General features: G+C 60.3%; 14 protein-coding genes and 1 pseudogene. 8 read left to right on the forward strand and 7 right to left on the reverse strand.

Going from position 1 to position 15,014, the window contains the following annotated elements; translation table 11 throughout:
• The first annotated feature begins 44 nt into the window (after positions 1-44).
• Both REH34_RS03960 and REH34_RS03965 read left to right on the forward strand, forming a co-directional pair.
• Positions 45-914 carry a LysR family transcriptional regulator gene (locus REH34_RS03960; RefSeq protein ID WP_161460586.1) on the forward strand — a complete coding sequence of 290 codons (870 nt, stop codon included), beginning with the start codon at positions 45-47 and terminating at the stop codon, positions 912-914.
• An 84-nt stretch (positions 915-998) separates the two neighbouring features.
• A pseudogene (locus REH34_RS03965) lies at positions 999-1,076 on the forward strand (transposase); the annotation flags it as partial.
• A 414-nt stretch (positions 1,077-1,490) separates the two neighbouring features.
• Here REH34_RS03965 and REH34_RS03970 read toward each other — a convergent pair.
• The 6 genes from REH34_RS03970 to REH34_RS03995 form a co-directional block, all read right to left on the reverse strand.
• Positions 1,491-2,339 (reverse strand): LysR family transcriptional regulator, encoded by an 849-nt coding sequence (locus REH34_RS03970; RefSeq protein WP_311970851.1) that lies wholly within the window; start codon positions 2,337-2,339, stop codon positions 1,491-1,493.
• A gap of 98 nt (positions 2,340-2,437) precedes the next feature.
• Positions 2,438-3,334 (reverse strand): LysR family transcriptional regulator, encoded by an 897-nt coding sequence (locus tag REH34_RS03975; protein ID WP_311970852.1) that lies wholly within the window; start codon positions 3,332-3,334, stop codon positions 2,438-2,440.
• Between the two features lie 140 nt (positions 3,335-3,474).
• Complete coding sequence (locus tag REH34_RS03980; RefSeq protein ID WP_311970853.1) at positions 3,475-4,944, reverse strand: efflux transporter outer membrane subunit; 1,470 nt, start codon at positions 4,942-4,944, stop codon at positions 3,475-3,477.
• Positions 4,941-6,005, reverse strand: a complete 1,065-nt coding sequence (locus REH34_RS03985) for an HlyD family secretion protein (RefSeq protein ID WP_311970854.1) — start codon at positions 6,003-6,005, stop codon at positions 4,941-4,943. Before REH34_RS03985 ends, REH34_RS03980 begins: the two co-directional genes overlap by 4 nt.
• 19 nt (positions 6,006-6,024) lie before the next feature.
• Positions 6,025-7,581: an MFS transporter gene (locus REH34_RS03990; protein WP_311970855.1), complete on the reverse strand. Its 1,557-nt coding sequence runs from the start codon at positions 7,579-7,581 to the stop codon at positions 6,025-6,027.
• Positions 7,582-7,801: 220 nt separating this feature from the next.
• Positions 7,802-8,254: a MarR family transcriptional regulator gene (locus REH34_RS03995; protein ID WP_311970856.1), complete on the reverse strand. Its 453-nt coding sequence runs from the start codon at positions 8,252-8,254 to the stop codon at positions 7,802-7,804.
• Between the two features lie 177 nt (positions 8,255-8,431).
• Between REH34_RS03995 and aceE the strand changes: the two genes are divergently transcribed.
• Positions 8,432-11,101 (forward strand): pyruvate dehydrogenase (acetyl-transferring), homodimeric type, encoded by a 2,670-nt coding sequence (gene aceE, locus REH34_RS04000; RefSeq protein ID WP_311970857.1) that lies wholly within the window; start codon positions 8,432-8,434, stop codon positions 11,099-11,101.
• A gap of 336 nt (positions 11,102-11,437) precedes the next feature.
• Here the strand turns inward: aceE and REH34_RS04005 are convergent, their stop codons facing one another.
• A complete protein-coding gene (locus tag REH34_RS04005) occupies positions 11,438-12,331 on the reverse strand; it encodes a LysR family transcriptional regulator (protein ID WP_311970858.1) in 894 nt (297 codons plus the stop codon).
• A 105-nt stretch (positions 12,332-12,436) separates the two neighbouring features.
• Here REH34_RS04005 and REH34_RS04010 point away from each other — a divergent pair, with 105 nt between their 5' ends.
• The 5 genes from REH34_RS04010 (at position 12,437) to frmR (ending at position 14,994) form a co-directional block, all read left to right on the forward strand.
• A complete protein-coding gene (locus REH34_RS04010) occupies positions 12,437-12,613 on the forward strand; it encodes an antibiotic biosynthesis monooxygenase (RefSeq protein WP_311970859.1) in 177 nt (58 codons plus the stop codon).
• Between the two features lie 181 nt (positions 12,614-12,794).
• Positions 12,795-13,439, forward strand: a complete 645-nt coding sequence (gene grxB / locus REH34_RS04015) for a glutaredoxin 2 (protein ID WP_311970860.1) — start codon at positions 12,795-12,797, stop codon at positions 13,437-13,439.
• A 288-nt stretch (positions 13,440-13,727) separates the two neighbouring features.
• Positions 13,728-14,129: a DoxX family protein gene (locus tag REH34_RS04020; protein WP_226506926.1), complete on the forward strand. Its 402-nt coding sequence runs from the start codon at positions 13,728-13,730 to the stop codon at positions 14,127-14,129.
• A 212-nt stretch (positions 14,130-14,341) separates the two neighbouring features.
• Positions 14,342-14,551, forward strand: coding sequence for a heme-binding protein (locus tag REH34_RS30120; protein WP_409373309.1), 210 nt, complete (start codon positions 14,342-14,344; stop codon positions 14,549-14,551).
• Between the two features lie 167 nt (positions 14,552-14,718).
• Entirely contained in the window at positions 14,719-14,994 is a 276-nt protein-coding gene (frmR, locus tag REH34_RS04030; protein WP_226506927.1) for a formaldehyde-responsive transcriptional repressor FrmR, read from the forward strand.
• Positions 14,995-15,014: the final 20 nt, after the last annotated feature.

The raw sequence follows: 15,014 nt of genomic DNA on the forward strand, positions 1-15,014 counted from the left end.
CGGTCCAATATTGAATAGGTCTCGTTGAATACCCAGGAGGTATTGTGGAGCTTCGCCATCTGCGTTACTTCCGGGTTGTCGCGCAAACCCTCAACTTCACACGTGCGGCGCAGCAGCTGAACATTGCTCAACCGCCTTTGAGTCGGCAGATCCAGCAACTGGAAGACGAGCTGGGCGTCCACCTGCTGGAACGGTCCCGCCCGCTACGGCTGACCGAAGCGGGTCGATACTTCCAGGAAAAGACCGGCTTGCTGCTCGAGCAACTGGAGCGTGTCAGTACCGACACGCGCAGGATCGGCACAGGCCACAAGCGTTGGTTGGGTATCGGCTTTGCACCGTCGACACTTTACGGCGCCCTCCCCGACCTGATACGCCGGCTGCGCAGCTACGGCGACATCGAACTGGGCCTGTCGGAGCTCATCACCCTTCAGCAACTGGAAGCCCTAAAAAGCGGGCGTATCGATATCGGCTTCGGCCGTTTGCTGTTCGATGATCCGGCGATCACTCAGAAAGTGCTGCGTGAAGACCCACTGGTGGCCGCGCTTCCGGCGGGGCACCCCTTGCTCGACGAGCCGGTCACTTTGCAGCAATTAAGCGCAGAGCCGTTCATTCTGTACCCCGGCAACCCGCGGCCCAGCTATGCCGATCACGTGTTGGGAGTGTTTGCTCAGCGTGGCTTGAAAATCCACGTCGCTCAGATGGCCAACGAGTTGCAGACAGCAATTGGCTTGGTGGCCGCCGGGGTGGGCATCACATTGGTGCCTGCCTCGGTGCAGCGGCTGCACCGGGATGACATCGGCTATGTGGCACTACTTGATAGCAGCGTGACGTCGCCGATCGTCGTCAGCTACCGTACCGGCGATGTCTCGGATACTTTGCAACGTTGCCTGGAGACCCTTGCGCCGCATCGCTGACCGAGCAGCGGTACGCTTCCGGGCTACTGAGGAGCATCTCCGTTAGTGGCTGCTGCTAAGGAGATTCTGAAAAAGACTTCCTGGTATCCGTTGATGGCGATGCTGCGTGTTCATCTCATCCAGAACTGGTCTGGTTACAGTGATCCGGCGATGGAAGAGGCGCCGCGCCGGGAGGCGATGATCGCAGGACGCCTTCGAACTTCAATGACAGTAAACCATCAAGAGCAGATCCACCCGCGTTGTAACGCTTTGGCTCATCATCTCCCCAGTCCGGATCCAGGGGCACACTTGCCAGCCTCACAGTGCCGCGTCCTCATCGCCCTTCTCCATCGCCACCGGCTGGGAAGCGGCATGCACTGCGCCACAAAACTTAACTTTTGCTTATCACTGAAATAGCCGCGACCCACTCGATCTCGCGGGGGGCTGGCTTTAATACTGATGCTTCTCTGATTAACACGGAAGTATCCTCATGTCCCGCATCTCCCTCGCCCTGAGTTACCTCGTCAGTTTTTTGCTATGTGCCGTAGCTCTTTCAGGGCTGGCAATAGTATTGGCCGCCCTTTTCAAACGGCTGTTCTAGCCCCTGTGACTCATCGCGGCCACGAGGGTGTCGGTCAAGTGGCGTACTTGGACGTCGCGATGAGTGGTATAGAGCGCGACGTCGCGGATCGGCAATTCCGGCAGGCCGAAACGCTTGGTGACATCCTCGCAGCACGCCGGGGCCATGCGCCCGACCATGGCGCCAATGCCGATGCCCGCCGCAACCGCAGCGCCTATCGCTAGAATGCCTGAGCCCACGAAAGCCTCGCGCCAAGGTCGGTCATGGGCCTGCAACGCGCTTGAAACCATGCTGCGCATTCCGCACGGCGCTGGCTGAATGGCAAGCGGCAGCGGCGCATCAGGCGCGACCTGCAAGGTAGGCACCGCCATCCAGGTGAAGTGCTCGGCGCCAATCACCTCGCCATCCTGGCGGCGATTGTCGTGGCGCAGGACCAGCGCGACGTCCAACTTGCCTTGCTCATAACCGTCGAGCAGCTCGCGGGAGGTCCCTAGGCTGAAGGCCACCACCACTTCCGGGTCGGCGGCCATCAGGCGTTGCAGCCAGTAGGACAGGTCGGCGCCAACGATATGGTGGCTGACGCCGATGCGCAGGGTGCGCTTGGGCGTGTCGAAGCAACCCATGGCTTCGTTGTAACTGTCCAGCAGGCGCTGGGCATTGGCATGGAAAGCCTGGCCATGCGCCGATAAGGTCACCCGTCGTGGAGTACGGTCCAGCAAGGCACGACCGAGGGCATCTTCAAGGCGTTTGATCTTCAAGCTGATGGCGGCCTGGGTGGTACCCATAGTATCGGCCACCCGGGTGAAACTCCTGAACTGCGCTACCAGAAAAAAGGCGCGTATAGCGTCCATGTCGGGCGATTTCATCGACAAGCACCGTTATAGATTGTCATCGGAATATACCCAATGACCGCTGATGCCGGAAGCAGCACCAGCAAGTGACCTGATTATCGTAGAGTCCGATCTCAATCGGCAGTCATGACCTTCAGAGTGCGGCGTAACCAACGGTGTGCCTCATCGTGCTCCAGACGCGGGTGCCATGCCTGAACGATCATGACGCTGGTGGTAGGGATCGGCAGGGTGAAAGTCCGCAGATTCAAACCAAGATGGCTGATCTTTTCCAGCATCGGAACCGGCACTGGCAACAGAAGATCGGAGTCAGCGACTGCAAACAAGGCTGCGTGAAAGGTTGGAATGATATAACTGACACGCCGAGTCAGGGACAGCTCGGCCAAAGCGACATCGATAGGGCCTTGCGAACGACCACGCCGCGAAACGCTTATATGATCGAACGAGGCAAAGCGTTCAGGGGTAATTTCCTCGTCGAATATCGGATGATGAGTGCGAGCAATGCCTACGAAGGGGCAGCTGAAGAGGTTTTGCACTTTGATGTCCGCGCCGAATTTTCGCGACGAACCGATCACCAGATCAATGCTGCCAGCATTGAGGGGGTCCACCTCCAGATCGCTTTCAGCGACAAAACGCAAAACCGAATTCGGCGCCTGCTCTTTCAGTATCGCCACGAGCTTTACGCCATAAGCGCCGACGAATACGTCATTGGCGCGAATACTGAAAGTTCGGCTCATGGTCCTCAAGTCGAAACCCTGGCTTTGCACGAAGAAGCCCTGGGCGAGCTCCACGATACCGCGGACCTGCTCCTGTATCTGCAGAGCCTTGGGCGTTGGAATCATTCCCCGCTGCGAGCGTACGAGAATAGGATCTTCCATAGCCTCGCGAATACGAGCGAGCGTTCGGCTCATGGCCGGTGCGCTCAAGTTCATCCGCCGTGCCGCCCCTGCAACGGAACACTCTTCGATGAGGCAATGGAGGGAGACAAGCAGATTGAGGTCAGGTGTTTTCATCGCTCAAGAATATCCAAAACCGCAAGGCGTACAAGTTAATTGCCCGCACATGGGCAGATTTCCACACTGCGCCAGACGCACACCGCAATCCACCCTGTGGCCGCACGTCCACCTGCCCCAATGGCTGCTGGGTAGTGTCATCAGGGGTGTCTGCCGTCCCCGGCGAGGGCCGCCTGAGCCGGCTGTTGCCACCCACCACCCAAGGCTTGATACAGCGTGACCAGCGTGAGCGACACGTCAGCGGTGCTTTGCACCAAGGCAGCCTGGTTTGCCAACAAGGCGTTCTGCACCGTCAATACGTTGAGAAAATCCACCGATCCCTGCGCGTATTGCTGCTGGGCACTGGCGAGCGCCCGTTGGCTCTCGGTGACCGCCAGCTCAAGACTCTGGTGCCGTCGCTGGTCGGCCTGATAACCGCTCAAGGCGTTGTCCACCTCATGCCAGGCCGCCAACACCGTGCGCTGGTAGGCAATCCCGGCTTCGCGTTGGGCGCTTTCGCGCAATTGCAACTGGCCTTGCAGGCGGCCACCCTCGAAGATCGGCACGCTCAGGCTTGGGCCAAAGGCAAAGGTGTGCGAGCCCCAACTGCCCAGGTTGGAGAGCTGAATGGCTTGAAAGCCCGCATTGCCCGACAGACTGATGCGCGGATAGAAGTCGGCCTTGGCAATGCCGATTGCCGCTGTGGCAGCGTGCAAGTCGGCCTCGGCGCGGCGAATGTCCGGGCGCCGCTGAGCCAGTTCGCTGGGCAGACCTATAGGGACATTGGCGGGGCCTGCGGGGATGGCTTTGCTGGGCGACAGTTCAGCACTCAATGCCCCCGGCTGGCGCCCGACCAGAAAGCTGAGAGCGTTGATCAGCACGCTACGCTGCTGCTCCAGTGCCGGCACACGCGCTTCGATCGAGGCGCGTAACGCGGCTGCCTGAGCCACCTCCAGATCGGTCGCCACGCCTTGCGCCAATCGCGCCCGGGTGAGGTCCAGACTATGGCGGGCGATATCGAGGTTCTGCCGGGTTACCTCGAGGCTGCTCTGGGTACCGCGCAGCTCGATGTAGTCCCGCGCGACCTGGGCCATGATCGACACCATCGCCGCATGCTGTTCCTCGACGCTGACCTGCACCTTGGCGTCCGCCGCTTCCACCGAGCGCCGCACGCGTCCCCACAGGTCAGCTTCCCAGGCGATATTCAGGCCGCTGTTCCAGACGTTGTAATTATCCTTGCCATTGTTCCCGGAGATATCCGACAGGCCACGTTCGGAGCCCCGCGCACGGCTGTAGTCGCCCGTGGCATCGATACTCGGCAGGCGGTCTGCGCTCACGGTGGCGCGTGCGGCGAGGCTTTGCTCGACATGGCTGGCGGCGACGCGCAAATCCAGGTTATTGGCCTGAGCCTCGGCCAGCAATGCCGTCAGTTGAGGGTCGCCGAAACTGCGCCACCATTGGCTGTCGACGTCGCCAGGCACCGCGCGACTGCGGGTGGTCGAGGCATCTGGTTGTTGCCAATGCGCGCCCAGCGGTGTGCTCGGCGCATGGAAGTTCGGCCCGAGCGTGCAACCGTTGAGGCCTAGCACAGCGCATGCACTGGCCAGCAGGGTGATCAGCTTCGCCTTCATCGCTGGGTCACCTCGGGGTTAGTGGTGTGGGTGTCGATCTGTGCTTCGACCGACATGCCAACGCGCAACCGCGCGGTCATGGGCTGCTGGTCATCGAGCACGATCTTCACCGGAATCCGCTGGACGACCTTGGTGAAATTGCCGGTGGCGTTGTCGGGCGCCACCGCTGCGAAGGTGACGCCCGTCGCCGGCGCGATGCTCTGCACATGCCCCTTGAAAACATGCCCGGGGAAGGTATCCACGGCCACGCTGGCGGTCTGGCCGGGCAGCACATCGGTCAGTTGGCTTTCCTGGAAGTTGGCGACGATATAGGCCTGGGCGATCGGCACCACGGCCATCAGGTTGTCCCCTGGCTTCACGTAGGCCCCGACGCGCACGCTGCGGCGGCCCACGGTGCCGTCGAACGGGGCCACCAGCGTGGTATAGGAAAGGCTCAGGCTGGCGCGCTTTTGCATCGCCTCGGCGTGCAGCACTTCGGCCAACGCGGCGCTATGTTGCGCCTCCAGCACATCCAGTTGCCTGGTGGCGGCATTGACGGCCGCACGGTGTTCGGCTTTCAGCGCCTCGGCCGTCTGCAAGCGGCTCCTTGCCTGCTGGAAGTTCTGCAGCGTACCGGCCCCCTGCCCCGCGAGGTTCTGATAACGCAGCAACTCATGCTGGGCGAATTCGACCAGAGACACATCGCCGTCCACGACGGCCTTGGCCTGTTCGATCAGCGCCTGCTGACGTACCCGTGCGGCGTCGGCGTTCTGCGCGTTGGCATGGGCGGTGGCGATGGCGGCGTTGGCGGCGGCGAGGTCCGCTTCATAGTCCTTGGCATCGATGCGTGCCAATACCTGCCCGGCCTTGACCTGCTGGTTGTCCTCCACCAGCACCTCGCCGATGAAGCCGGACACCTTGGGCGCCACCAAAGTGAAGTCGGCAGTGACGAAGGCATCGTTGGTGCTTTGCACCGCACTCTGGCCAAACACGAAGCGCCACACCGCGCCGGCCAGCACCACCGCCAGCAGCACGGTGACGACCATCCATAACAACTTTTTCGAAGCGATTGCTTGGCTCATTTTTCAACTTCCTGAGAGTTCAAGAGGCGGCGCGCGGCGGGAAAATGCGCGTCGGCAAGATGGGAATCAGCGCGATCAGCAGCACGGCGACGGCGCCCAGGCAGAGGTACAGGTCGGATGAGGTCAACACCACGGCCTGCTCGTGCAGTCGCTGCGCCATGTGCTGCGGGGCAATGCCTGCGGTCACCGATGGATTGCTGCCATAGCGATCAACCAGCATCGTCGAATGAAAATGCAGCCGGTGCAGCGTCACGGTTTCCAACGCGCTGCTGGCGGCCACGGCGGCAAAGCCTTTGACGGTGTTGAACCACGCCGACGCAAAGGGGCCGTCGGCGGGTTGCAAGCCACCCGTGGAGAGCATCAGCAAGGGCACGACCGCCATCGGCTGGGCGAAAATCATGATCATCTGTATCAGGTAGAAGTCTTCGCGATGCCACGCCTGGGTGACATGGGAACCGATCAGGCACGCCAGCGCCAGCAGCCCCAGGCCCACCGCCAGGACAAGCCGGCAATCGACGACACGGTTGTTCAACAACGCGACTACCAGCGGCAGAGCGAGCAACTGGGGCACTGCCACCCACAGCAGCACTGGTGTGGTCTGCAACGGACGATAGCCCTGCACCTCGGCGAGAAAATTGGCCGGCACGATGATCACACCGAGCAACACGAACAGCACGCCACCGAGGGTGATCAGCGCGTGGGTGAGGTTGCGATTGCGCAGCATCTGGATGTTGAAGAAGGGTACCGGCGCCGACCACTCGTTGCTCAAGAACAACACGAACAGCGCTACGCCGCCGCCGATCAACAGACGTATGAGTTGATCGTTGAACCAATCCAAGCGCTCACCCTGTTCCAACCCCAGGACGATCATGATCAACGCCGGCATGCCCAACAGCACACCCCGCCAATTGAACTGCTTGAGCCGTTCCAGCTTCAGGGGGTCGCGGGGCAGGCCCCAGGCGATGCACGCCATGGCGATCAGCGATGCCGGGATGATTTGCCAGAACGCATACTGCCAACCCAGGTACTCGACGCACCAGGCCGCCAGCGGCAGCCCGAAGCTCGGGCCGAAGGTGGCAGTGAGTGCATAGCCGCCCAGGCCGTAAAGCTTGATACCGGGAGGCAAGAAACGCAGCGCCGCCGACATCAACATCGGCGGCAACGCGCCACCGGCGAAGCCCTGGAAAACACGCAGCACCAGCAGCGCTTCGTAGTTGGGTGCGAAGGGGCTGAGCAGACCCAGCAGCGTGAATACGCCCATCGCCAATAGCGTGAAGCGGCGCAGCGTGAAAGTGGCGGCGCACCAGGGGGCGAACGCCATGGCCGTCACCGAAGTCGCCGCGTAGGTCGCCAGCAACCAAGTGCTCTGGTCGTAGCTCAAGCCCATGGCGCCGCGAATATCCGGCATGGCGAACTTGGTCACGTTTTCGTTGAAGCCGGACACCAGAACGGCCAGCAGAATACCGATCAGCCCCGTGGCGATGCGCACGCTAAAAGGCGCGGCGACAGGCTTGGCGGGAGCACTGGCCGGCACGCCGCGTGCAGTTGGGGTTAACGGGCTGGCCACCGAGTTCACGAGACCACACCCGCTGAAGGAACGGTTGGTACTACCAATGAAGCCATAGTTCATTGCTCCTGACGATGAAGGAGCAAGGATCTTATGCAGTGCCGCGAGGGCTCAGAAGTGACATTTTGCTACGTCTGAGTTAACCGAAACGCAATCGGGAGAGCCCTGTTCGAGTGACGGCCATTACGCGCCGCTACGGCCGAGCAGGCAGTTGCCTGGCCTGCCGGCGTCACTGACCTTCAGCGCTCGCGTTCGCCGCCAAGCGCGCCTGCTCCAGCGCCGCAGCGAATGCAGGCTGGCCCGCTGCGTCGAACTGGTTGAGGAACAACTCCTGCACGGCGCCTTCGTACACCTTCCACATGCGCTTGCGCAGGGTCTTGCCCTTGCTGGTGATACAGGCAATCGCGCCCCGGCCATCGGCCTCGGTGCGGCGCCGTTCGACCAGGCCCTCTGCTTCGAGGCGGTCCACCAGACGCGTGAGGTTGTAGCGCTCGATCACCATCACATCGGCCAGCTCATGCATACGCCGCATGCCCTTGGGGCCGCTTTCGATGCCCCACAGAGCGTCATACCAGGCATAGGCAGGCAAGCCTTCGGCCGCCAGGCGGCGCTCGATTTCGCGAATCAGCGAACGGTGGGCGCGGACAAAGTTGAACCAGAGGTCGGATGCTGCCTGAGCCATGGGCTCTCCTGAAGCGCGGGGGGATTTTAGTTGCAATTGTACGCTAGCAAGGGATAGATTCAGCATATAGTTGCACTTGCAATCAAATAAATAATCCACAGCCCTCGTTGGCTGGCATCACGCCCTGCAGGGACCCGCCCGTAGGGTTCCCGGCAACGCTGCCCAAGGAGATTGGCCATGCACGAGCAATCGACGCTTCAGGACAAGGACCCGCAAGAGACCCGCGAATGGCTCGACTCGATGGAGTCGGTCATCGACGTTGAAGGCCGCCCCCGCGCGCACTATCTGATCGACCAGCTACTCGACTTCGATGTCGCCCGCCACGGCGACTTCCACGGCCGGGTCACCACCCCCTACGTCAACAGCATCGCCCCCGAACGCGAACTGCCCTACCCAGGCGACCTCGGTATCGAGCGCCGCATCAATGCCTTCATCCGCTGGAACGCTCTGACCATGGTCTTGCGCGCCGGCAAGCATTCCGGCGTCGGCGGCCACATCGCCAGCTACGCATCGGCGGCAGTGCTCTACGACGTCGGTTTCGATCATTTCTTCCGTGGCCGCACTGACACCTTCGCCGGCGACCTGGTGTATATCCAGGGCCACAGCTCACCGGGCATTTATGGCCGGGCCTTCCTCGAAGGCCGTCTCAGCGAGGCACAGTTGGACAACTTTCGCCGAGAAACCGACCGCGACGGTATTTCTTCCTACCCTCACCCGCGCTTGATGGGCGATTTCTGGCAATTCCCCACCGTATCCATGGGACTTGGCCCGATCACCGCCGCCTACCAGGCGCGCTTCATGCGCTACCTGGAAAACCGCCAGCTCAAGGAATATCAGGGCCGCAAGGTCTGGGCCTTTCTGGGCGACGGCGAAATGGACCAGCCCGAATCCCTCGCCGCCATCTCACTGGCCGGGCGTGAGAAGCTCGACAACCTGATCTTCGTGGTCAATTGCAACCTGCAGCGTCTCGACGGCCCGGTGCGCGGCAACGCCAAGGTCATCCAGGAGTTCGAGAGCCTGTACCGCGCCGCCGGGTGGAACGTGATCAAGGTGATCTGGGGCAGCGGCTGGGACCGGCTGCTGGCCCAGGACCGCAGCGGGCTGCTGCGCCAGCGCATGATGGAATGCGTCGATGGCGACTACCAGAACTATAAATCCCAGAACGGCACCTATGTGCGCGAGCATTTCTTTGGCCGTTACCCACAGCTGCTGGGGCTGGTCGCCGACATGAGCGACGACGACATCTGGAAGCTGTCCCGTGGCGGCCACGACCCGCTCAAGGTCTACAACGCCTACGCGGCCGCCATGCGCCACAGCGGCGCACCCACGGTGATCCTCGCAAAGACCGTGAAAGGCTTTGGCATGGGCGAGGCGGGTGAAGGCCAGAACATCAACCATCAGCAGAAGAAGATGGGCATCGACGCCCTGCGCGCCTTCCGCGACCGCTTCGACCTCAACCTCAGCGACGCGCAACTGGCCGAACTGCCCTATCTCAAGCCCGACGCCGACAGTCAGGAAACCCGCTACCTGCAGGCCGCGCGCGCCAAGCTGGGCGGCTATGTGCCGGCGCGTCACGCCGAGGTCCCACCACTGGCCATACCACCGCTCGCCGCCTTGGCGGCCCAGCTCAAGGGCACCGGCGAACGCGAAATCTCCACCACCATGGCCTTCGTGCGCATCCTCAGCACGCTGCTCAAGGACAAGCAGATCGGCAAGCTGGTAGTGCCCATCGTGCCCGATGAATCGCGCACCTTCGGCATGGAAAGCCTGTTCCGGCAGATCGGCATCCACTCCCACGTGGGCCAGCTCTACACCCCGCAAGACGCTGGGCAGCTCAGCTATTACCGGGAGAGCAAGGACGGCCAGATCATGCAGGAGGGCCTTAACGAATCCGGTGCCATGTCATCCTGGATCGCGGCCAGCACCTCGTACGCCAACCACGGCGTGATGACTATCCCGTTTTACATCTACTACTCGATGTTCGGCTTCCAGCGCATCGGCGACCTCGCCTGGGCCGCCGGCGATGCCCGTGCCCGCGGCTTCTTGCTGGGCGCCACGTCAGGGCGCACCACGCTGATGGGCGAAGGCCTGCAGCATGACGACGGCCACAGCCACGTACTGGCCTCGACCATTCCCTGCTGCGTCGCCTACGACCCGACTTTTTCATTCGAACTGGCGGTGATCATCCAGGAAGGCATGCGGCGCATGTACGTCGAGAATGAAGACATCTATTACTACATCACCTTGCTCAACGAGAACTACCCGCACCCGGAGATGCCCGAGGGCGTCAGCGCAGGTATTCTCAAGGGGCTGTATTCGTTATCGAGTACCGAGGTGAATCAGGGCGTGCCCCATGTGCAGTTGATGGGGTGCGGTTCGATATTGCGCGAGGTGATCGCGGCGGGTGACATCCTTGCCCGTGACTATGGGGTCAGCAGTGACATCTGGAGCGCCACCAGCCTGACCGAACTGCGCCGTGAGGGCCAAGCCGTGGAACGCTGGAACCTGCTGAACCCAGACTCAGTGCCCCGCACTTGCCATGTCGAAGATTGCCTGGCCGACCGCCACGGACCGGTGGTAGTCGCCAGCGACTATATGAAGATCTTCGCCGATCAGATCAGGCCTTTCGTCCATGGCCGCCGGTTCGTGGCGCTTGGCACCGATGGTTTCGGTCAGTCGGATACCCGGGAGGCACTGCGCCGACATTTTGAAGTGGACCGCCAGTTTATCGTGCTCGCCGCGTTGAAGGCATTGGCCGACGACGGCGCCATAGCGCGAAAGGTCGTCTCGAAAGCCTTGACGGAAATGGGCATAGACCCTGCCAAGACCGACCCAGCAAGCGTCTGATGACGCCAGATGCGATTTCGCCTTTATCTCAGGGCATTCAGGTCAATGGGAGAGAGCCTTTTTAACCTACATAGCGACCATCCGGCCCTAAAATTTTATAGCGCTAAACTGGTCGTATTTGATGCCGTATCGGGTCCGTGATGATCCTATCAAATCCTGGGTGGCAACCCTGCGCGGCCTCAGCCAGCCAATGCTTTCGGCCCAACTCGATAAAATGCTGCAAATTGGGCCAGGCCGCGCATTGGTCCGGTTGAGACGCAAAAGTGATCATCCCGCTGGAAATGGTATACGCCGATTTTTTCTCGCCTCTGCCAGTCATATACTTTTAAGCGGCGGCTATGGCCCCGGGCAGCATGCGTCTACCAACCAAGGAATACGTCGACGACAGTATTCCAGATAAGTGCGGACAACAGCAGAAGGATGGCGGTGCGGAGGATAGAGAAGATTCAGGGAAAACTCAGGCAATGGATAGTCAGACAGCAACTGCACAAGTTGTCCCCTTCGGATGGGCTCCTTGACAATGAAGGGGGGCAGTTCGGTGATGACTTCGCCTGACATCGCGCTGTGCAGCAGGTGCATGCTGTCATTCGTTGAAAGCACTGCATTAGGCTCCATCGATAAGTCGGGGAATCGCCAGGTCGAGGTCGTATTTGTACCAAGGCTCCATGTTGCGCAAGGAAATCTGCTCAGATCCTGCGGACTGTTCGGCCTGCCATTCGACTCAAGAAATTGTGGGCTCGCGACCAAGACGTGTCGATAATCGAGCAGATGCCTTGCGATCAAAGCCTCGTGCTCTACCCTGCCGACGCGAAGTGCGACGTCAATGCCGTCCTCCACAGGGTGAACGCGGCGCTCCGTCGAAAGCAGGTGCACACGTATGTCAGGATGGGCTTTCTGAAAGTCCGATATTAGCTGCCACCAGGGCGAGAACGATGGAGGCACTGACAGACGCAACTTCCCTTTGATGTGGGCCTGGTCGCTGACCAGTGCGTCTCGCCCTTCTTGCAAGAGATCCAACCCCCGGCTTGCGTGCTCAAAAAGGCGCGCGCCGGCTTCGGTCAGCTTTACGCCCCGGGCTGAACGTTCCAGCAATTCCACTTTGAGCTCCTGCTCAAGTGCACGAATTCTGCGGCTTATAGTTGGCAGCGGCACTCCCAACCGCTCCGCGCCTGCGGTCATACTTCCAGCCTGGACGATTGTTACCAGCATCTGCACCGCATTGAGATCCATCGATCGTCCTCTCATTTATGAAAGCCATGGTCTCATCTGTGGCCATTCTCTTTCAAACCTGTGGCATCTAAAGTGGCGCCTCTTTTATGAATAGGGAAAGCCCAAGTGTCTTTATCCACGTTCGTCGTTATTGCCAAAATCGCCCTGCAGCCTGGCGCACTTGCCGCCTTCCTGCCAGTGGCTGCAGCAGATGCAAGGGATGCGTTGGCTACGGAAGCGGGATGTATGGCGTTCAATGTTCTGGTGCCAGAAGATGATGAGACCTACGTGGTTTTTTCATGAAATCTATCGCGACCGGGCCGCATTCGATCTTCACCTCACCCAGCCTCACTTTCACACCTTCGAGCGCGACGCTGAACATCTGATGATCGGCAAGCCGCAGATCACTTTCCTTAGCGCTTACTTAAGCTGAGGCCAGCAGCATGCTCGCCCGCCGCGCTCAATTTTTCGGAACTCAGACACCATGAAGCTCTTCGTTTACGATCACTGCCCCTTCTGCGTGAAGGCCCGCATGATTTTCGGACTCAAGCAAACAGCCGTCGAACTCGTCATCCTCATGAACGATGATGAGGCCACCCCCATTCGCATGATTGGCAAAAAAATGGCGCCTATCCTTCAAGACGCTGATCAGTATCTGGCCGAGAGCATGGATATCGTTGCCCATATCGATGGTCGGTCCGGCGCGAAGATCTTGTCCGGCTCAAATAATCCAGCCTTGGCGCAGTGGAACAAAGACGTGACCAGCCCGCTTTATTCGCTGGCAATCCCACGTTGGGCCGTCTCGGATTTCGAGGAGTTTTCTACCCCCGCCGCGCGTGACTATTTCACCCGGAACAAGGAGCGCATGCTCGGCAGCTTCGAGGGCCATCTGGCCGCCAGCCCCGATTATATCGCGTCGCTGAACCAGCAATTGCTGGCGCTCGAACCGCTGATCCAGTCCCCGGACGCGGTGAATGGCGAGCTGTCAGAAGACGACATCCATCTGTTCGCCACTTTGCGTAGTATGTCGATCGTGCAAGGCATCGTGTATCCGCCTGCTGTCGAGGCTTATCGAGTTCGCATGGCCGAACGCAGTGGGATCGACCTCCACGACCCAATAGCGATCTAAGCGGCCAAAGTCCAGCACCAGAGGACCTGGGTGCCGTGGCAACGCTAGACCGAAACCATAGAGAGGGGCTGCAATCATCGATTGCAGCCCCTCTTTGCGTTTCGGCCGGCTTGACGTCCGGTCTCGGGCAGCGCCCGGCAGTCCAACCACGCAGTCATTGCCAAATGGATAATTGTTCCGTTTTTCGGAACTATTAATCGCGCCTGCTCTTATTTATCTCTAAAAAAGGATCTATATCATAGCCCTATCACAACGCAACTCTCCTATTGAACAGAAGGAAACGACACCATGATCGACTCACGCACTGCCCCCTATGCTGCACTCGTCATGCGCCTGGCGCTCGGCATCATGTTCATTGCCCACGGCCTGACAAAGGTCCTGGTATTCACCCCCGCTGGCACCGTCGGCTTCTTCGAATCCATCGGGTTCCCAGGCTTCCTCGCCTATCCAGTCATGGCATTCGAAGTGGTGGGCGGTCTGATGTTGGTCTTGGGCGTTTACGCTCGCTGGGTAGCCTTGATTGCGGTCGTACAGCTCTTCGTCGCATCAACCGTACACTTCGGTAATGGCTGGAGCTTCACCAACGCCAATGGTGGTTGGGAGTATCCGATCTACCTCTGTGTGACTGCGCTGGTTGTCGCACTGCTTGGCGATGGGCCCTTTGCTCTGAAGTCTGCAAGCAAAGGGTAGGTCTGGAGGGGCCGTTACCGATCGCTTGAAAGCCTTCCGTACATTTCTACCCGGTTGACCGCTGCGCTCCCCTTTCTTCAACCGGGTTTTTTCCATGAGCGAATTCACATGGCCTCTAACAAACTCTGGCCAATACTGGCGCTGTCCTGGGTCTGCTGCCATTCAGCGTTCGCGCAAACTCGGCCTGCAACCAAACCGATCATCACATTGGCATCTGCCAAAGCGGCAGTGTCGTCAAGCACAACGCAGGCCCCTGCAGGACGCGCGCCCATCGTCACCAGTGTCGTAGAGGACCAATGGAAGGTGGAGTGCCGGTCCTGATCGACGGAAAACTCGTCGGCGCCGTTGGCGTCGCCGGTGGGCTGTCACCCGACGACGGCACATTCGCAGAAAAAACCGCTGCGATGATGGGTAAGCACTGAGTCCTGCGCTGGCGAATTCAAGCTACCAGCAGCACAGGATTGCGCTGTTCATGTCGTGATGTGGCGGCTTGACGCATCACTGCCGCTATACTCCCCTCCAGTACATATATATACTCCCTACCAGTACCCGCATAGCCATCTTGTCAGGATTGACTAGGATTATCTCGATGCCACATTCACCCGAAGAGAAAAAACGCGTCTTGGCCAGAGTCCGACGAGTTCGGGGGCAACTGGATGCGCTTGAATCAGCCCTGCAGGCGGGAGCCGAATGCGGTCCGGTGCTGCAGCAGATCGCCGCCATGCGGGGCGCTGTGAACGGACTGATGGCCGGCGTACTGGAAAGCCACCTGAGGGAAGAGTTCACCGCTTTAGTCAATACATCAGACGCCCAGCGATCTTCGATCGATGAGGTGATTTCTCTGGTGCGCACCTACCTGAAATAGCCGCCACGGCCACATGCCGA

The sequence above is a fragment of the Pseudomonas baltica genome, assembly GCF_031880315.1.
Lineage (GTDB): Bacteria > Pseudomonadota > Gammaproteobacteria > Pseudomonadales > Pseudomonadaceae > Aquipseudomonas.